The organism is Candidatus Methanoperedens nitratireducens, assembly GCF_000685155.1.
GTDB lineage: Archaea > Halobacteriota > Methanosarcinia > Methanosarcinales > Methanoperedenaceae > Methanoperedens > Methanoperedens nitratireducens.
The window spans coordinates 440940-460172 of the sequence record NZ_JMIY01000002.1 but is presented as its reverse complement, the minus strand read 5'-3'; the positions used below and the strand labels follow the sequence as shown (position 1 = coordinate 460172).

Genomic DNA, 19233 nt, shown 5'->3' with positions numbered 1-19233 from the left:
TGGAACTAAACAAATCCGATCACTCTTACCACAAGATTGACGAAAAGTATAACCGGTATGAAAAATTTAATGACGAGCATAAGAAACCTCTGCATCCTCAGGCTGCATCCAATATCTTTGCATATGATCCCAAGATCAAAAAACCATCCTGCGATTATGCTCAAAACCAATCCGGCCGCTATGATACCAAGAGTGCCGAAGACAAAGTCCATGGTATCGAAAACTGGTACACTGAATAGCTGTAATCTGAGGGGAGTATAGCTTAAGGCCGAGAGTAGTCCTATAAAAATGATAATGACTGAGACCATCGAGGTGGCCTTTTTCCTCTCAAAACCATAGAAATCAATTAGAGTAGCCGTAGGTACCTCCATCATGGAAACTGCAGAGGTCAGGGCTGCAAAGAACAGAAGTAAAAAGAACATAGCACCCAGGATAACTCCAAAACCCATTTCTTGAAAAACAGGAGGCAGTGTCACAAAAGCAAGCTGTACGCCTGCTGCCGGGTCAAGGTCAAAGGAGAAGACGATGGGGAATATCACAAGTCCTCCTATGATCGCGATCAGAAGATCGGATACTGTAATTATGCTGGCGCTTTTTACAATATTCTCATCACGCATGTAGCTGCCATAGGTGAGCATTATGCCTACGCCCACACTCAGAGAGAAAAACGCCTGCCCGAAAGCTGCTGTCCATATAATAGGATCAGATAGCCTTGAGAAATCTGGAGTGAGATAGAACTCTACCCCGCGCGCTGCGCCTGGTAGGGAGAGGGAAAAAACCAGTAACATAAGCAGAATTATAAGCAAAATTGGTATGAGTAATTTTGAAAGTTTCTCAATACCACTCCTGACACCCGCCCTGACTACAAGGAAGGATATCCCGCCTGAGATTAAAAAGAACAGCAGTGGATAATAAGAATCCGTGAACAGGGAGAAAGAGATAGGATCTCCCAGAATAAAGAAGAGGGAATAAGCAAGCACCCAGCCTGTAATCACAAGGTAGTAGCTAACTATCATGACCATGATAAAGACAATGAAGAAACCTGCAAATCTGAATCTTTTCCCGATAGTGCTGAAGGTTGGCACCACTGAGGCCCTGAAATGTCTTCCCAGTGCGAACTCAAGAATCATCAAAGGCAGGCCGAATAAGAAAATAGCGATCAGATATGGGATCAGGAATGCCCCGCCTCCGCTTATGCCCACGATGTATGGAAAACGCCAGATATTACCTATACCTACAGCAGAGCCTATACTCGCCAGGATAAAGCCCATGCTTGATGACCATTTTTCTCGCTGCATGATATTATTCAAATTTTTTAAATTTTTAATTGTACTATGCCGGACAAACCGCTACCGCTACAGGTTCTTATAACATTGTATAAATGCATAAAAATCAATCACGGATGGCTGTATTTGATATTGTCTCAGGCTTCGATTAGAATTGTCATTGAAACATATATACTTATTGCACGTTGTTACGGGAAAGGGCGCAATTCCAGAGAGATCGCCTGCAGGACTGTGAAAAAGGTATGCTCCGTAATCCATGGTGCGATTCCCAGCAGCAGAAAGCATAGAGCTGCAAAAGCCAGAGAAATCCGATCCCAGCATGACCATTTAGCCTGCCAACCACCCCATCTACAAATTTTTTCAGGACGATCCACTGATTGGGAAATATGTTTTGCCTCCGGGTTATTCGGGTTATTCGACGCCCCGGATTTTTTTACTCCCGACATCGACCGCAATACCTGCGCGGCATCATCCACAGACAATAAGAATCCGCGAATGGCCCGCTGCCAGCCGGCGAATTTGGTTCCGCCTTTCAACCCGATCTGGCCGGCCTGGCCCAGCCGGGAGGCGGCACTCAAACCGGCTACGCCCAGAATAAATTCCATATATACGGTTACGACGAAAGCAAAAAGGATAAGGGCAATATCCAGTTTGAGTTCCCAGAGCACCCGTGCGAATATTTGAAAAACCCCATCCGGCAGTAAATGCCTCTGCCGTAACCATTCGAATATCAAATGAACCCATACCACAAACACCAGCCAGAAAAGGCTGATGAATATGCTCAACACCACGGCAAGGGCAATGTACAGCACCACGAAAATTTTACTATCGTCATGCTGAATGATCCAATGGTAAGTGGCTTTAAACAGGCTGGACCAGGATGATCTGAGAGAGGGGGTTTCTCTGCCGGTGTTAACTGGAATTTTCTGTGAGAACTGGTCCGGCTTTTCGGATAAATTTTTCATAATGCTCAAGATATCTACAATTTGTGATAAATTTACCCTATAAATTATGGCAATTGCACTTTGAGACCTCTCCCTTCTTTCGGCTGGAGATTCCAGCGTTCATATAACCTCTCTGCGGCTCTCATCTTCGTAGATATTATCTCTGATTACATCATCCGCAGCCTCAGTTACAGTCGCTACTGGTTTAACGGGCGATCCGCTCTGTCTCTGGTCGAGAGACTGCGTCTCTTCGCAACATGCGGGCGCCTTCGGCAGCCCTTTTGCTGGAACGCCAAAGCTGGAAGGAACTTTCCCGCCATTTGCAGATTGAATAACCCTTGATACCGCCTCGCTCAGGACTGGTTCCAGACCTGGCCAAAGTTGTTTCGCTTTGGCTATATCAAGGGAGCTTGTTTCTATATCAACACATTTAGCCAGAAATGCTGAGTATAAGTCCCTCTGCATCTCTATACCACAGCATATATGCCATCGCTGGCTCAACGGCTTCGGAAGCGCTTCTCCACAAATATGGCATATCTGAGATAGTTTTGTTGTGTTCGTAGGGAATTCTATCAGGTAGCCCCCAGCATTTTCAGCTTTTCGTTTGAGACTACTCATAAACATTGATGGTGCTCTCATCAGAACTGATGTTCCAAACGTCTTCTGCCATGCTGTATATGGAATTTTCTCAGTGGTAATCCTCGTTCCCATGGCTATTATTTCGTTGATATCTTTTCCGTGAAGGGACTTTCTATGGGCAGCTAACTTCCTATCAAGTTCTGCCAGTTCGCTGCTTGTTTTCTTATAATGATTTGATTTCTTCCATTTCTTCTTACCCTTCCTGACAGTACCGTTCTCGTTATAATTCTCCGGATTGTTGGCCCTTCTCTGCCTATCCTGTTTCCTTTGCAGCTTTCGTTTTTCTTTCTGTTTTGGTGCTATCTCGCTGCAAAACTGTTTTAGCTCGGCTTTGGTGTCTCCAACTATGGCTATCGTACTGGGACCTACATCTAATCCTATTTCTTCTGTACCGATATTATTTTTAGACTTCTGGTATGGAGTTCCTTCAAGGATGAGCTGTACGTAGAACCTGTTCTTAGAATTGATCTTTCTTCTGACAATACGGCAATACTTGATTTCGTGACCCAACCCATATGTTATTACATCGCTCTTCTCATCGATTATGCAGGATATCTCAAGACCTGCCCAGTATAAGGTATTGTTCCTGAATATCAGTCCAGTTTCGTTGTTTTTACCTTCCAAAGTATCGAACTGGTTCTTGCCCTTAAACCTGACGTTCTTTGCTTTTCCGAATGACTTTTTCTGGACGGTTTTGAAGGCTCTTGTAGCCAGTTTCTGAGCTATATGGATATTGATATGATCCTGAATCCAACTATGTCTTATTCCAGCAGCGTAATGATGAATATCGTATTCCGTGAACTCAAACTTCTTGTTCAGTGCATTGAACGCTTCGGTCATGCTTTTTACCTTTGGAAGGGTTCTTATTTGCTGATACTCTTTTGACTGCCTCAATAAATCCAGACGTTTAAGGGATTCCCCAAGACACGCATTATATAACTGCCTTCCAGCGTCCAATCGTACCAGTATAGTGGATTCCTGTACCGTAGTTGTTTTTAAGGGCAGTTCTAATATGAACGATGGAGTTGTAGTTTTCATAACTGTACTTCTTGGACAATAACTATTATAATCTTTGAATACATATATATATGTGTCGGCGGCTGTTATTCTGCTATTCTTATTATGCTTTCTATAGCTGCTCTTACAAGGGGTTCGCTTACTCCACGATTAAAATCGGGAGCTTGCGCTCACCCCTTGACCCTAACGTTCTGTCATCAGTATTCTCCTGTCCTAAACCTACATATCATCATTATAATTATAATCAATAATTATATATATCTTAATTAATCTACGTATAGCTGTGGTATTAGGTATGGATCATAGGCCCTTCACTTCGTATATAGTCATAGCATTAATTCTTGTATCGACATTCAGCCCTGCAGCAACAGCCTCAATTGTTTATGGCCCTGTTAAGTTTGAGCGGACCAATGGTGCACCTGCCACAGTCCAGGATAATTTCTCACTTAGCAGAATAAACGGTAACTATACCTTATACATCCAGAATGGCGATGAAGAAAACAATCAAAGCAGCAGTTCTTTAATCAGGCTCAACGGAGAAACAGTAGTCAGGACAAACGAGTTCAATCAAAACATCCGCCTGATAGAAAAGAACATAGCAGTCCAAGAAAAAAATGAACTGGAAATTCAGGTAAGAAGCAGCCCTGGAAGCCATACCACGCTCTGGATAGAAGACGAAACACCATTAATCACCATACTTTCCCCATCCGACGACACAGCCTCAAACCAGCCAATCACAGTCTCAGGCACCATAGCCGAGGCAGCAGTAACCAGTATCACTTTAACTCACAACGGAGCGGCATTCACAGTACCGGTCATAGATCAGAATTTCTCAACAATCGTAGATCTTGTTGAAATAAACAACATCACCATCAGTGCCGTAGATTCAATCGGACGGACAAGATCCATCACCCTTCTCCTTGATGGGGACATGCTTCCCGAATACTACGAGAGACTGCTGGGATTCGATCCGCAAAACCCTGATTCAGACTCCTCATTAACACAGGAGAACGAGGCAGGGAACGGAATTAAAGACGGCTATGAGATGCTGGGAGGCCAGCTACCCGTGTTTGTAAAATATCGCATAGGAGCAGATCCCTTCAAAGAAGATACGGATGGCGATGGTCTAACTGATTACTTTGAATTGATGAAGCTGGGTCTTCTCACTGACATTCGCTCAGTCGACTCAGACAGCAACGGAATACCCGATGCAGAAGAAGATCCAGATAACGACGGTCTTACCAATCTTCAGGAACAAACGCTCGGAACAGATCCCCTTGTCAGCGATACAGATAAGGATTCATTGCCAGACGGCTTTGAGGTAAGCATAGGCACGAATCCACTTCTGAAAGACACAGATAACGACGGTCTGGATGATGACAGTGAACTGCGCCTTGGTACAGATCCCTTAAACCCTGACACAGACGGCGACGGTATCCTGGACGGGGATGAGGTCTATACTTCTGTAAAAACTCACGATACACTCGATGTCAGGGTATCAATTACAGGTAGAGGAGACCTGGCAAGAGATTTGAAGATATATAATGTTGCTTCAGGATATCTCAATAACGTCTCTGCACTTGTAAGTCCTGTTGTTGATCTCAGCCTGAATAGATCATTTGAAACAGCCAGGATAAGCCTGCCTTACAATCCAGATAAAGTAAGCGATCCTGCAAACCTCTCTCTTTTCTATTTCAATGAGACTCTTGGCACCTTTATCCAGATAGAATCAACAGTAGATCCTGATAATCGCACGGTCACAGGAACAACATCACACTTCTCTGTGTTCGCGATCTTTTACGTACCTGCATGGAATGCCCTGTTCGAGGCTGAAATGAATACAGGGCGTGATGTTGTTTACAATTCGTGGACTATTCGTATTACCAATAATAGACATGGTGGAACAAACTGGTTTAATGGAAGTGCTTCATTCCTGCCTGGCCTGTACAGAATAAACGCATCAGGCTGGTATCATCATTGGTCAGGTGGTGGTACTCCCAGATGCCCAGATCAAACTGGCATAGATGGCGGACCGATTTACGCCTGGTGCAACAGGGCAAAGTCTTATGGCTCAGGGAACTATGGAATGCACGTAAGATATGGAAACAGTGACTCACCTGTGAGCGCACTGAGGGTTGCAGCAGGTATTTTAGAGTTTACACATCAGGGCGGGCCTATTGGAATCTGGGATAAAGACGATTACTATGGAGATAATTCTGCGGATGCTACATATGTTTTGGTTTATGCTGAAGAAACCCAACATGCAGATACAGATGGCGATGGCATCCCTGATGCCCTGGAGACAGGAGGGTTCAGGGATGGGCTTGGGAACTGGTACTTTACTGACCCGTATGATCCTGATACGGATGGCGATGGACTGTCGGATGGGGAAGAGGCTGGAGTACTCGTTGAAGTTGATGGAAAGAAGTATTTCAAGATTAACAGTAAGCCAACGCTGGTGGATAGTGATGGCGATGGAATAGATGACCCTGACGAGATCGCACTGGGAATTAATCCTTTAAACTCTGACACGGATTTCGACGGCATTCCTGATAACGTGGATCCGGAGCCGCTTATCCCACAAACGGCTACTCCAGAAGCTGGTGCTCTTGAAATAGGAAGGGCGATCATACTCGGTGCGGTCTTCGGAGAAACGGGCATCGAAGGCGGAGGCATGAACTGGTTAGTAGGCGATATAGCATCTTCACCCTATTACTTAGTGGGCTGGATAGGCTTCTCATTAATACCTGTAGCAGGAGCAGTAGCTGATGCAAGGGATGCTGTGCAGGCGTTTATAAATGGAGATGCGCTTGGCGCGGCACTGAATGCAGCAGGTATATTTTCAGGATTAGGAGATGCTGTCAAGGTTAGCGGAGCTGTAGGATTGTTTATTACTAAATATCCGAGCAAAGCTATCGATGTTGGTAAGGTTTTGGCAAGATACGTGTTGAAATACGTGCCTTTCGAAGGTGTTAAATTGGGGGCATTGGATGCTATCTATGGCGGTGCTGTGAGCGCCTTGAAGAAAGGGGACATTACTGCTGATGATATTCTGAAAGTGGTTGAGAATAATAGAGATTTGAGAAAGACCATTGGTGTTACCAAGCGCGATGATGAAGTAAGGTGGCTGGAGGAGGGAACAAGTACTTGGGGATGGACGAAGATTAAGGAAGTGCATTGGGCACAAATAATCGATAAATTTGGCTCAAAAACAGAACAAGAAGTTCAAGAAATGATTTTTGACACTATAAAGTATGGTGAGATAGCCAAATCAATACCGGGAGACCAATATAAATATACGAAGAAATTCACAGCCAAAGACGGATCATTACACGATTTTAGTGTTGTTGTAAGCGACAGACCCTTTGAAATGGGTGGCATTGGTAAAGGTAATGTAGTAACTGCATTCCCAGATGAGATAAAATAAATTTGCATTCCATTTATAGGTGATTAAATGAATAAGATGCGCTCCGAAGAGATAGAAATAGTGAATGTAGAAGACGATAAATACTCCTTAGAGGTAGAAATCATCGATGTTAAAGATTTTGACATTCAGAAGATCACAGCAAATGTTATTATCAACATTAAAGGAAATAAATTAAAGTGTTTCGTTAGTGATTTTGAAGAAAAAGGTCCTTTTTTTAAGGGAGAGATGTGCGATGTGGTACTTTCATTACTGACTACCGAACTAGCTAAAACTGACGAGATTAAAAAAGAGATCGAAAAAGGAGAAAAATATGAAACTCATTATACACTCTCTGGCGAAATAGTCGACTTTACTCCATTAGTGAGCTTATATTATGATGCAATAGATGGCTACTATATCAGAGAATATGTTGATTATAAAGATGGTATTGTGGATTGCGGCATTTTTGTTGCTATAGAAATGCCAAAAGACTATGATTTTAAAATTGGAGATCATATTAAAGCAGAAGGTAGACTAGATCTCAAAAAATCCAGAGAACGTATTATAATCAATATTAGGGGACGTGAACTAAAGTGTTTCGTTAGTGATTTTGAAGAAAAAGGTACTTTCTTTGTAGGAGAGAAATATAATGTGATGCTTTCATTACTACCCACTGTACTAACTGAAACTAGTGAAATTAAAAAAGAGATCAAAAATGTAGAAAGATACGAAGAATATTGTTATCTTTCTGGTAAATTAGTAGAATTTGTTCCTTTAATTGAATTTTATTGCGAGGTAAAGAAGGGTTCGAACTACATAAAAAAAGACTATCATTACAAATATGTAATAGTAGATTGTGGTATTTTTGTTGCAGTAAAAATACCAAAGGGTTCGAATCTAAAAATAGGGGATTATATTAAAGCAGTAGGAAGATTGGATATTCGAAAAGTCAAAGAGTGAACTTATTGATGAGCTACGTTAAAAGATGGCAAACTCGGTAAATGGCGCTACGACATGTACACGTAACGCGGATGGATCTGGTTGGGCTCATATCAGAGATAATCATGTAATAAACCCGTCTGGTAATCAGTTCCTGATCTCTGGTTCAGAATATGCAGATGAAAGTAGGATTCAAAATCTTATTTTAGAAGGAGCCAAAAATGGTTGATGGAAATATATGGCGTGTTTACGAAGTGCCAAATACTGATAGAAAGAAGCTATCTGTCTTAGTTGGCGATAATGGGTATGTAGTAACCGCTCGCCCAGGAGTACCTTTATGAACCATGAAGAAAGTGGGAGTCTAAAGGCTCGCATAATTAAAATTATACATGTAAGAGTCTATCCGAAAAGTTAAAACCACAGAGAGCACAGAGAACACAGAGACGTCTCCGTGCCCTCTGTGTCCTGGTATGAAAAAGTTCAACTATACTGCATCTTAGATTCCGATGTGGTTGAGCTAATATAAACAACGAACTGGTACGAACTTAAACGAACTCGGGCTTATGAGTTCGTTTAAGTTCGTTTTGAGTTCGTTGTTAATCGTCTTTTTCATGTTCATTTATGAACAGCGTTCATAGTCGACTCTGTGGTTCGTTCGGAAATATACTATTGATTGATTTTTCGGATAGGTTCTAAGTGTTTATCAGGAGAAAATCTATACCCAGGATATAATAGTCGAATTAGATGATGGTACAAAACTGGCATTGGACGATTCAAAAAAACTTTGAAAGGACGATTTGTTAGGAAAATTAAAATATTTAAAAGTTTTAATCTATGTTGCAGATTTGATTGAGAAAACAGATAAAAAAGAATTAAAAATTATACCAATTTCAATAAACCAGAACCAATACCAAGGTCCATATGCTGATATATATGGATATATAGAAGATATTATTGTACCCATCGATAAAAAGATGGAGGAGATTCCACATGCTGTTTTGAATATAGGAGTAGGTAAATTAAGCATTTTTTTCAGTAAAGAGCGTCTTAAAATATTCAAGAAAGGTGATTATATTAGACTTAAAGGAGCACGACTTGATCTAAAAGCAGTCGAACCAGTGTGATAGAGATGTTGCATCCATTCGATGGAAACTCTTTATTGAGTAAGTTATCTAATTTAAGCAATATACACTCATTATGTACTACTATAATTGATCTGAAACATATCAATAAAGGCGGCGTGGATTATGCAGTGCTCGATGGGACTGTGCTGAAGATTGTGGAGGCTAAGGCAAGGCAGAGCTTGACGTTGGGCAATTTAGATAGGTACATTAAACCTAATAAATTAACAGATGCCCTTGAGTTTAATGCAAAATATGTGGTTAAGGACGTTGGAGAAGATTACTTTAAGAACGAAAACGTTCAGAAGCAATTTATTCTCTATCTTAATGGACCGAAAAGCCAGGCAATAAAGGATAATTTGAATCTGCCAGCGAGTCTGCCGTATAAGTTCAAAGATTCTATAACTGGAGAAGAAATTACAGGAACTGTTGATATCGTTGTCATAGCAGTGAATAAGTAAGAGGCATCATGATAAACAATAAAAAGTTTATTGAATTTATAAAAAATGAGCAAAATAGATGCGAGATTTACTTAAAGGAAAAAGGTGCATATGATAAATTTCCAAGGGAAGTCGAATCAAAAACTGCAAGATGTTATAACAATTTAGCAGTAATATACAAATATTGGAGTGATGAACAAAAATCAAGGAAAATGTTTCAATACTTTACTACTTTTCGCGTGCCTACATCAAGAATTGAGGAATCGACTGGAAAAGATAAAGAAAGTACAAGTTCCTTAGTTGAAGAAGGAATATATCAATTAAGGAAGGGAATCTACTTCAACCTCGCAAAAACCGATCCGCAAAAAGCCAACCAGCTCTTCGAGTGGGCTGCTGAGAACTGCTATCAATCAGATGAAGACATAGCAGCGGGAATTAAATACAGACTTTATGACGAAATTGCAGTAGGATACCTGTGGCGCGGTTATGCCTTATTGAACCTTGGAAGATACGAAGAAGCATATGAACCTCTGACACAGGTAATCCCTTACCTGAATAAGTATAAAAAATCCGGCGAGATGTGGAGAAAGGTAGAATATGCCCTCCCTAAAGCCCTTGTCCCATTATGCGAATACAAATTAGAACCAACCCAGGAAAATCTCCAAAAGGCAAAAGCAGGTATCGAAGAATACATAAAAAGCCTGCGAGAGAACAGGGACAAACTTGAAGGATACCTTTATTATTTCCATTTGAAGGAGTATTTTGCCGATGTTTACACCGCAGAAAAAGCTCCTCTACAGGCGGAAACGCCAGCCAAAATCAAAAAACCAAAAAAATTAGATCTCCCGCCCGGTAAATACGATACTTGCGGCTCAGTAACCATCGTTAATATGGATCCCGACTCTCTTGATGAGGAATTCGGTACACAAAATGAGCTTGAGGACTATGTTGAGAAAGTAAGAAATCTCGGCGATTTTCCCGTTCTCTCAGGTCTAATGGAACTCTATGCAATGGAAAACGAGCAGGAACCTGAGCCACTGGTTGAGGAGTGCGAGAGGCTGCTTTCAAGACCTGATATTGAGCCTGATATGAAAGAAAAGACAAAGCGCATACTTAAAGTTGCAAAAGATGCACATGAGGCGGGTTTTACTGTGATGCTGCATTATTTTGAGCCTGAGGTATAATTATGGCAGCAGACATTTAAAAAGTGTTTATCTCTCATTCACCTGAACATTAACTGATCTTGAATCTCTCCTGCTTTTTCCTCGTCTGTGAGCCTCTTTAATATTGTTAAAGCAAACCTGATAGCTGTTCCAGGACCCTGTGAGGTTATTATATTTCCATCCTCAACAACCTGTTCAACTACGTACTCCGCGCCTTTTAACTCGTTTTCCATCCCTTTATAAATGGTTGCCTTCCGTCCGGAGAGGAGACCACATTTTGCCAGCACAGAAGGAGCCCCGCATATAGCTGCAACGATCTTTCCTTCGTTATGGTATTTGTTCACCAGATCCAGAACCCGTTTGTTCCTGCCAAGATTTATGTATCCTGGAGAGCCGCCAGGTAATATTACAATATCATACAACTCTTTAATGCTATCCAGCGACGAGTCAGGCTGTATTTTAATACCTCTGGACCCTGTTATGATTCCGCCTTTTAAACCAGCCGTTGTCACTGTTATTCCGCCTCTTCTCAGTATATCTACTATGCTTGAGAGTTCAATCTCTTCAAAGCCCTCTGCCATTAGAACCAGTGCTTTTATCATATTGATTACCACGATATCTATTTCATTTAGTGTTAAATACCTTCGCCATTTTAAGAAAGCTATGAGCGATATGGTTTTTAATATTAAGAACCATTTAAGATAAAGGTGGTAATGTTGAAAGATGTAATCGAAATAATAAAAACAAGGCGTTGCGTTCGAAAATACAGGGACGATCCTGTACCGGAGGAGGAGATTGAATTCCTCATCGACTGCGCAAAGTATGCTCCTTCAGGTTTTAATCTTCAGCCCTGGAGCTTTTTAGTAATAGAGAATAAAGACGTTATGAGAAAGATCTCGGAAAACGGCAAGAAGGCTATGATCCCTTTAATTGATCCGTTTAAAGACACATCACAAAATGCAAAGGAATTTCTCGTCTTTCTTAAAACAAAGGGCACGGATATGTTCTACGGAGCACCTGTGCTTGTGATTATCCTCGGGAATAAAAACATGATGACAACCGACTGGGACTGCGCTATGGCGGCACAGAACATGATGCTGGCAGCGCACTCCAGAGGTATTGGAAGCTGCTGGGTTGGGGGCGTGTTGCCTGCACTCATGGACGAGACTTTCTTAAAAGAACTCGGCGCTCCGGAGGGCTATAAAGCTGTTGCACCGCTGATATTCGGCTATCCGAAAGGCGAAATCAAGATGCCTGAAAGAAGCAAGCCAGAAATTATCTGGTTAAAATAACCCCTTCTTTAGTTTAGATCTTTTTTTATTGATAACTATGATGATTATGAATAAAGTATATATGAGCATTCGGGGCAGTATCCGGGAGTTAAATAGAAAATTGTATCGTTATAAACTATAAAAAACAAAAATTAGCATTTATATATGCTAAAAAACTAAAACAATCCTAAAAACTTTCGATGTTTTTATATCAAATCAGTGATTTTATGTTAATGTATGATTCTCTGCTTTAGATGTTAATCCTGTGTAAAAGAGACATTTGCACGAAATCACTAAACAAAACAGAGAATAAAAGATATAAGATATGTATAGAAGGGAGATGAATAAATGAATAGGAAAATAATACCTGTAATACTACTAATCGTAGCTTTTATTGGGGCACCGGATGCCTTAGCAAGACCCGAATATCTTTCAAATCTAACTGCAGTGTATGGTGAAGGTACATGCGGTACATGTCATGTTAACCCAGCACCTGCAAGCCCAGAAGCTGCAGCAGATTTGACTACTTATGGGAGTAGTTTTAGAGACCAACCAAACTATGCTGAAGATCCCAGTGCAGCTCTGATGGCTATAGGGGCTCCGCCTGATACAACAGGAACCCCGGGCGTAACACCAACACCGATGGAAACCCCGTATGACATGGTTACGCCAACACCAGTAGAAACTCCAGAAGAGACTCCGGAAGTAACACCAGAAGAGACACCTGAAGAGACTCCGGAAGTAACACCAGTAGAAACTCCAGAAGAGACTCCTGAAGAAACTCCGGACGAGATAATTACACCAACACCAACTCCGTCTGCTCCTGGGTTCGGGTTTATAATCTCCCTGGCTGGATTATTGGCATTGCTCTTCCTGTTGAAGCGGCGTAATTAAAAACTGAAGCTGGAACCCTGGCTTTAGTCTTTTTTTTTCAAAAGAAGCGTAAGTTTACAAAGAACGTAAACTATATATATCAAGTTCGCATATCTACGAATCAATAGTGGGTAGTAAAATAAACTTTTTTTACACCACCAACCACCACAATCCCCAACTACCCACTATCCTCCTACATTTTTTGATAATAAAGTATTTATTCAATCATAGTCCATTTCATAATTGCTCAGTGGGATAGCTTGTAAATTAAATTGAATAGTAGATTTATAAATGTATAACAGATTCCTTAAATGGCTTCGGAATTCAACAAAACTGGAGAAGGCAATAGTCATAACTATAATTGTATTAGCGGGTGTTGCTGCCATATTCTTCATTGAGACAGGAGAAGAGACCTATCCCCCGCCTGCTCCGACTGTAACCCCGGAGCCAGCACCAGTACAGACCCCGACAGTTATTACCTCAAAGATCCAGAAGATCGGACACCTTGGAAATGGAAATTCGTTTGATATGGTGGAGGCGAATGGTTACCTGTATGCCGGTCAGGGCACTGAGGTCAGGGTATATGATACCTCATCCGAAAGCAAAATAGCGCAGCTTGACTGGAAAGATTACGTTTTTAGAATTAATACGGAATATCTTGTGAGAGCACTGTATATCGACTCAGGCTATCTGTACATAGCGAACACGAAGAGGCTTGTTATTCTTGATATCTCCAGCCCATCTTCACCAGTTATGGTATCATACATCGAGCCGCTTACATCGAAATCAGCACAACTGCGTGATGTTGAGATCAAAGGGAATTACGCTTTTCTCTCAGCCCCGGGTGCCGGGGTATTAGTAGTTGATATATCTGATAAGAAAAATCCTGTGCTTGCAGCTAAACTTAAACTTGGCGGCTATAACAGACCCAGAAGACTCACAACATCTGATAACTATCTGTACGTTGCCATGGAATCTGATAACAGGCTGGATATTATAGATATTACAGATCCAGTAAATCCATCGATAAGGGGAAGCTGGTCTGCAGACTCTGGAAATAGTAGCCTGTCCGGTGTTGCTGTGGAAGGAAAATACGCATATGTTGCCGAGTACCATAAGGGCGTGCATGTTGTGGATATATCAGACCCGGAAAATCCCATTGGTGTGACAAAACTGATGGGCATCAATGCCAATGATATCAAGATCCTTGATAACTATGCCTACGTGTCAGTAAGGTATCAGGGATTCGATATAATAGACATCTCCAATCCACCTGATATCAAAATCATTGGCAAAGGAACAGGTATTAAAGGATATATTGAGGGAATATTCCCGACATCCAGATACACATTTGTTGCAGCCGAATCCAAGGGTCTGGTCATATATGATACATCAGATGTAAAAGAACCAGGATTAATGGTAACAATACCTGTGGTTGGTGGTGCGGATTCAGTAGCGTTAAAAGATAATTACCTCTACATAGGTGCCCATAACGATGGAGTCTGGGTTGTGGATGTGAGCAACCCTGCAGAGCCCAGAGAAGTTGCATTTATTAATAGCGGGGGGAGAAATGAGGGTGTAGAGATACAGGGTAATTACCTGTTTGCTGCATCTGACTGGGGAGGGCTTAATACGATTGATATAACTGACCCGGAAAATCCTGAGCTTGTGGTGAACCGCTACGGGGATAATATTGATGGTAATGCCCTGCCAGACGGGGATTATCTGTACACCTCTATCTATTACCCCACCAAATCACTGGGAGTTATCAGTATGTCCGACCCGAAAAAGCTTGTATATGTATCAAAATCAGCATATAATACCTCAAAAAGCAGGTTCGCAAAATACGGCCAGGACTATTTATTAGCCGCAGTTGCAGGCGGCAGCAGAGGACTGCATATATTTGATATAAGCGAAAAAACCAATCCTGTGCCTGTAAGTGTATTCGATTCTGGAGTAGCTTATAAAGATGTTGCAATCAGCGGAAATACTGCATTTGCTCTTACCGGGAGCAGCATAGTTACACTCGATATAAGTAATGCAGCAAACCCTGTTCTACTTAATAAGATAGATTATTCAGGCGCATGGTCTGGTCGCTCAGTCGATATCTATAATAACATCGCCTATGCAGCCGGGGGGCCTACAGGAGATATCCGGGTGTTTGACATTACAGACCCATCAAACATAAAGCTAATAGATACCTTTGACCTGCCAGAGAATGCAGAAGATATACGTTACTCTGATGGAAAGCTGTTTGTTGCTGCTGGCAAAGCAGGAGCATATATCCTCTCTGTGCCAATTGCAGATTAAAGTATAGTTATTGCAGGCTTGGTTTTGAGCCTCTTATGATCTCAAGGAACATTGTTTTGCTCAGGTAACCTGAGCTGATAACCAGTAATGTAAATAGAGCGGCTGAGGTAATAATCCCTATCAGGACGGGTGGATCTATATAATATAAAAACAGGAATGTGACTGTAAGCGACGTAATAAGCCGATCTATCCTGTGCAGGAGAATCTTAAGAGGGGAGAGATCACTGGAGTAATGTATGGTTAACAGTGTATACAGGCTCAAAAGAGCTGTATAGGATATATATGCTCCCACAAATCCATTTCCATAGCCGTATCCTTCAAAAAAATTTATTAAGAATCTGGTCAGGAAAAAGAACAAAGGCAGGAGAAAAAAGCTTCTAATGGTAAGTGATATGTAATCCTTTGCATTTTTGGTAAAAGATAGATTCAAGTTTGCAAGGAATATCTGAATAAAATTGAAAAGATAGCCTATCGCTAATATAAATACATACTCGGATGCAAGTATATAATCTTCTGAAAAAAATTTTACCACGATGTAGTCTGCATAGAAGTACAGTATTATTATCAGAAAGACCAGCAGAGAGAACAGCCCTCTTGTTACATCACCTAACCCTCCTTTTTCATAAATAGTATTTTTGTTCGGATTTGTTGCTTCTGGTACGGATACGTAGCTCATAGTGCCCACTGAGAAGAGCAGAACAGAAGCGATAGTTAAAGAAACATCATAATAGCCCTGCCATACAACGCCCAGATCATGGCTCAGGACAATTTTAATTATGTACTGCCCCATTGAAGAAAAAGAGCCAACAATGAAGAGCGAGGCGCCAAAGACAAACATCCTTTTTGACGGGATGTTGATCGGCCGAATCATGCTAATATAACTCCTGAACCGCTCTGATAATGATATATATACCAGAGGAATGGCGTTAGAGAGAGCAAAAATAAGAATTACTATAGCAAAAGAGTTTATATTGAGTATATAAACTAGAATGAATACAACCGCTAATCTGAATAGCGATGGCAGGGTCATTATTATCCCTGGCATAGAGTAGATTCTCAATCCCTTAAAAAGTCCCTGGAAGACCACGGTTATGCTAATAAAAAGAAGCGAACTTATGATCACGATATAGAGAAGTTCCCATCTCTCCATAGGCAGGTTTAGGTAATTAAAAAATTCTTTATTATATATAAGCAAAATAATAGCTAAGAGGGTTGTTACCAGTAGACTAAAAGCCACTGCTGATCCGAAATAGTTCTTGCCCTCACCAGCATGGGACAGTATGTAAAAAAAATTGAGGGTGGATACCAGTTGGAACATTCCAGGCAGTGAGATCGCCACCAGCGTTATAATTCCATATTCATAAGGCGTTATGCTATTTGCAAGCACGACCTTTGTCAGTGCGCCTACCCCTCTTTGCAGGACTACAAATAGTATAAAAAGGATTGAATAGAACGTTAATGTCTTCTTCATATGTACTCAGAATGTTATACGCTTTAACCTTCTAAGGAATTTTATTGGAATCCAGGCAAGGAATGGTTTAATATCCTCAAGCTCAAAGATGTAATACGCATCATCCTCATGAAATTTAATATAATTTATTAATTCAGTTAGTTTATAATTGACAGGATATTCACCTTTTAATATGGCGAGTAAATGATATAAATCAGAAAATACGGGATGGCGGCATTTTAATCCTGTTTTGTAACTGAGTGAAACATCTATATCTCCCTCTTCCTCCATTTTATATAGCAAATATGGATAATCAACCCCGGCCGCAATAGCTGCCTGCACTGAGCCCCAGAACCTCGGATTTATTTCTAATAGTTTTGGTTTCTTATCGCGTTCATCTATTACAAAATCAAAGTCAGCTACACCGTAATAATCCAGATGTTCCAGAAACCTCATGCCCAGCTTTAATACATCGGGCTGCTCTACAGTTTCTACAAAGGTTGACGGCCCTGTCTTTAAAGGATAAGTCCTGATTACTTTTAATATAGTCGCTCTCCTGACCTTGGAATCTCTATTTAACAAAAATTCCAATTTATATTTTTCCTTAAATGGAACTTTTTCTTGAATAATCAGGGGACCATAATTATTCAGGACATGTTTGTAAGCACTTTTTAATTCCTCTGGCGAATCCACTATTGCTATTCCTCTCCCGCCGGTTCCTCTATCAGGTTTTATCAAAAGTGGAAAACCAATCTCTTTTCCTACCCTGTCTAAATTATCTGAGCCATTAACAAAGTATGTTTTAGGACAGGGGATATTATTCTCTATTGCATGTTTAACCAGTGAGGATTTATTACTTAATTTTTCAAGAACAGGGTAATCAGAAAATGGTAATCTACATTTATATCTTGCCTTATTTTTAGCCAGAAGCATCATCAGATCTTCATCCACAGGCATTACAACATCTTTATCAGATAGCTTTGAAAAAAAATCAATATGGTTATTAGATACTATCCTGCGACTGCAATATTTCGAAAAAAAAGTTAACGCGTATCTATTACTTGAAACTACAGTAGTGTCTATCTTTTTTCTTCCAAGAGACCTTGTTATTGCTAAAGCAGTGTTACCGTCACCAGCAGTGATTACTGCACTCATCTTTTGCTCCTTTCCATTAGTCCTGTTCTATGCTCAGTACCGCTCTTACCAGTGCTTTTCAATTTAATATACAGAATTAAATCACCCCTTATGTATCCTTCTTTGCCCCAAATTTTCTGTGTAGTTTGATCGGGATTAAAGCCAGAAATGGCTTAACATCCTCTAATTCAAAGATGTAATATGAATCATCCTGGTGAAATTTAAGATAATCAACCAGATTGGTCAGTTTATAAGAGAGAGGGTAGTTTCCCCTTAATACTGTCAGTAAACGATACAGGTCATTAAATATGGCAAAACGACACTTTACCCCGAGTTTGTAATTAAGTGAAACATCGATATCCCCCTCTATTGCCATTTTATATAATAAATACGGATAGTCAACCCCGGATGTAATTGCTGCCTGAATTGATTTCCAGAACCTCGGATTTATTTCCATTAATACTGGCTTTTTATTGCGTTCATCTATCACAAAATCAAAATCAGCCATACCATAATAATTCAGGGATTCAAGCAACTTTAAACTATAATTTACTAGATCCGGCCGCTCCACGGTTTCCACAAAAACTGAAGGCCCTGTTACCAGTGGATATGCCCTGTGTACTTTTAATACGGTAACTCTCCTTGCCTTTGAATCGCTATTTAACAGGGCCTGTACTTTATATTTTTCCTTAAAAGGAATTTTTTCTTGAATAGAGGCCGGGCCATAATTTTTTAAAACATGCCTGTAAGTATTTTTTAGTTCTTCTGGTGAATCTACTATTGCTATTCCACTCCCGCCAGTTCCGCTATTAGGTTTTATTACAACTGGAAAATCAAGTTCTTTTGCTACCCCATCTAAAGTATCTGAACCATTAACAAAGCATGTTTTAGGGCAGGGAATCTTATTCTCCATGGCATGCCTGATCAATGAAGATTTGTTAATGATTTTTTCAAGAGTAGAGTATTCAGAGAATGGCAGTCTGCATCTCAGTCTCTGCTTATTCTTAGCAAGAAGCAGCATAACATCCTCATCCATAGGCATTATAATATCCTCCCCAGACATTCTCTTGAAAAAATCAATATTGTAGTTAGATATTGCCTTATGGTTGCAGTATTTTGAATAGAATGACAGTGCATACCTGTCACTTGCAACTACAGTAGTATCTATATCCTTTTTTCCCAGAGATCTCAAAACAGATAGAGCAACATTAAACTCACCATTTATGATAACCGCATTCAT

15 protein-coding genes are annotated in these 19233 nt (G+C 40.7%); 8 read left to right on the top strand and 7 right to left on the bottom strand.

Going from position 1 to position 19233, the window contains the following annotated elements; all coding sequences use genetic code 11:
- Nucleotides 1-5: 5 nt before the first annotated feature.
- From ANME2D_RS06195 to ANME2D_RS06185, 3 genes are all read right to left on the bottom strand, one after another.
- A complete protein-coding gene (locus ANME2D_RS06195; protein ID WP_048089865.1) occupies nucleotides 6-1298 on the bottom strand; it encodes a sodium-dependent transporter in 1293 nt (430 codons plus the stop codon).
- A gap of 176 nt (nucleotides 1299-1474) precedes the next feature.
- Nucleotides 1475-2251, bottom strand: a complete 777-nt coding sequence (locus tag ANME2D_RS06190; RefSeq protein WP_048089864.1) for a hypothetical protein — start codon at nucleotides 2249-2251, stop codon at nucleotides 1475-1477.
- Nucleotides 2252-2350: 99 nt separating this feature from the next.
- Nucleotides 2351-3907, bottom strand: a complete 1557-nt coding sequence (locus ANME2D_RS06185) for a zinc ribbon domain-containing protein (RefSeq protein ID WP_157833987.1) — start codon at nucleotides 3905-3907, stop codon at nucleotides 2351-2353.
- A gap of 274 nt (nucleotides 3908-4181) precedes the next feature.
- Here ANME2D_RS06185 and ANME2D_RS06180 point away from each other — a divergent pair, with 274 nt between their 5' ends.
- From ANME2D_RS06180 to ANME2D_RS06160, 5 genes are all read left to right on the top strand, one after another.
- On the top strand, nucleotides 4182-7313 hold the full coding sequence (locus ANME2D_RS06180) for a hypothetical protein (protein ID WP_048089863.1): 3132 nt from the start codon (nucleotides 4182-4184) through the stop codon (nucleotides 7311-7313).
- Nucleotides 7314-7340: 27 nt separating this feature from the next.
- Complete coding sequence (locus ANME2D_RS06175; RefSeq protein WP_048089862.1) at nucleotides 7341-8252, top strand: hypothetical protein; 912 nt, start codon at nucleotides 7341-7343, stop codon at nucleotides 8250-8252.
- 776 nt (nucleotides 8253-9028) lie between these two features.
- On the top strand, nucleotides 9029-9355 hold the full coding sequence (locus tag ANME2D_RS06170) for a hypothetical protein (protein WP_048089861.1): 327 nt from the start codon (nucleotides 9029-9031) through the stop codon (nucleotides 9353-9355).
- Entirely contained in the window at nucleotides 9352-9813 is a 462-nt protein-coding gene (locus tag ANME2D_RS06165; protein WP_157833986.1) for a hypothetical protein, read from the top strand. Before ANME2D_RS06170 ends, ANME2D_RS06165 begins: the two co-directional genes overlap by 4 nt.
- Before the next feature lie 8 nt (nucleotides 9814-9821).
- A complete protein-coding gene (locus ANME2D_RS06160) occupies nucleotides 9822-10976 on the top strand; it encodes a hypothetical protein (RefSeq protein WP_048089859.1) in 1155 nt (384 codons plus the stop codon).
- Nucleotides 10977-11014: 38 nt separating this feature from the next.
- On the opposite strand, the gene ANME2D_RS06155 is transcribed toward ANME2D_RS06160, so the two are convergent.
- Nucleotides 11015-11557, bottom strand: a complete 543-nt coding sequence (locus ANME2D_RS06155; protein WP_048089858.1) for a DJ-1 family glyoxalase III — start codon at nucleotides 11555-11557, stop codon at nucleotides 11015-11017.
- Nucleotides 11558-11668: 111 nt separating this feature from the next.
- Between ANME2D_RS06155 and ANME2D_RS06150 the strand changes: the two genes are divergently transcribed.
- The 3 genes from ANME2D_RS06150 to ANME2D_RS06140 all read left to right on the top strand — a co-directional run bounded on the left by ANME2D_RS06150 (nucleotide 11669) and on the right by ANME2D_RS06140 (nucleotide 15409).
- Nucleotides 11669-12247: a nitroreductase family protein gene (locus ANME2D_RS06150; RefSeq protein WP_048089857.1), complete on the top strand. Its 579-nt coding sequence runs from the start codon at nucleotides 11669-11671 to the stop codon at nucleotides 12245-12247.
- Between the two features lie 327 nt (nucleotides 12248-12574).
- Complete coding sequence (locus tag ANME2D_RS06145; RefSeq protein WP_048089856.1) at nucleotides 12575-13120, top strand: hypothetical protein; 546 nt, start codon at nucleotides 12575-12577, stop codon at nucleotides 13118-13120.
- Between the two features lie 270 nt (nucleotides 13121-13390).
- Complete coding sequence (locus ANME2D_RS06140; protein WP_048089855.1) at nucleotides 13391-15409, top strand: LVIVD repeat-containing protein; 2019 nt, start codon at nucleotides 13391-13393, stop codon at nucleotides 15407-15409.
- Nucleotides 15410-15416: 7 nt separating this feature from the next.
- On the opposite strand, the gene ANME2D_RS06135 is transcribed toward ANME2D_RS06140, so the two are convergent.
- From ANME2D_RS06135 to ANME2D_RS06125, 3 genes are all read right to left on the bottom strand, one after another.
- Complete coding sequence (locus tag ANME2D_RS06135; RefSeq protein WP_048089854.1) at nucleotides 15417-16880, bottom strand: MATE family efflux transporter; 1464 nt, start codon at nucleotides 16878-16880, stop codon at nucleotides 15417-15419.
- A gap of 6 nt (nucleotides 16881-16886) precedes the next feature.
- Entirely contained in the window at nucleotides 16887-18014 is a 1128-nt protein-coding gene (locus ANME2D_RS06130) for a carboxylate--amine ligase (protein ID WP_048089853.1), read from the bottom strand.
- 88 nt (nucleotides 18015-18102) lie between these two features.
- A complete protein-coding gene (locus tag ANME2D_RS06125; protein WP_048089852.1) occupies nucleotides 18103-19233 on the bottom strand; it encodes a carboxylate--amine ligase in 1131 nt (376 codons plus the stop codon).

Coding starts and splice junctions, on each gene's coding strand:
- ANME2D_RS06195 (WP_048089865.1), bottom strand. CDS start 1,298: ATGCAGCGAGAAAAATGGTCATCAAGCATGGGCTTTATCCTGGCGAGT.
- ANME2D_RS06190 (WP_048089864.1), bottom strand. CDS start 2,251: ATGAAAAATTTATCCGAAAAGCCGGACCAGTTCTCACAGAAAATTCCA.
- ANME2D_RS06185 (WP_157833987.1), bottom strand. CDS start 3,907: ATGAAAACTACAACTCCATCGTTCATATTAGAACTGCCCTTAAAAACA.
- ANME2D_RS06180 (WP_048089863.1), top strand. CDS start 4,182: ATGGATCATAGGCCCTTCACTTCGTATATAGTCATAGCATTAATTCTT.
- ANME2D_RS06175 (WP_048089862.1), top strand. CDS start 7,341: ATGAATAAGATGCGCTCCGAAGAGATAGAAATAGTGAATGTAGAAGAC.
- ANME2D_RS06160 (WP_048089859.1), top strand. CDS start 9,822: ATGATAAACAATAAAAAGTTTATTGAATTTATAAAAAATGAGCAAAAT.
- ANME2D_RS06155 (WP_048089858.1), bottom strand. CDS start 11,557: ATGATAAAAGCACTGGTTCTAATGGCAGAGGGCTTTGAAGAGATTGAA.
- ANME2D_RS06150 (WP_048089857.1), top strand. CDS start 11,669: ATGTTGAAAGATGTAATCGAAATAATAAAAACAAGGCGTTGCGTTCGA.
- ANME2D_RS06145 (WP_048089856.1), top strand. CDS start 12,575: ATGAATAGGAAAATAATACCTGTAATACTACTAATCGTAGCTTTTATT.
- ANME2D_RS06140 (WP_048089855.1), top strand. CDS start 13,391: ATGTATAACAGATTCCTTAAATGGCTTCGGAATTCAACAAAACTGGAG.
- ANME2D_RS06135 (WP_048089854.1), bottom strand. CDS start 16,880: ATGAAGAAGACATTAACGTTCTATTCAATCCTTTTTATACTATTTGTA.
- ANME2D_RS06130 (WP_048089853.1), bottom strand. CDS start 18,014: ATGAGTGCAGTAATCACTGCTGGTGACGGTAACACTGCTTTAGCAATA.
- ANME2D_RS06125 (WP_048089852.1), bottom strand. CDS start 19,233: ATGAATGCGGTTATCATAAATGGTGAGTTTAATGTTGCTCTATCTGTT.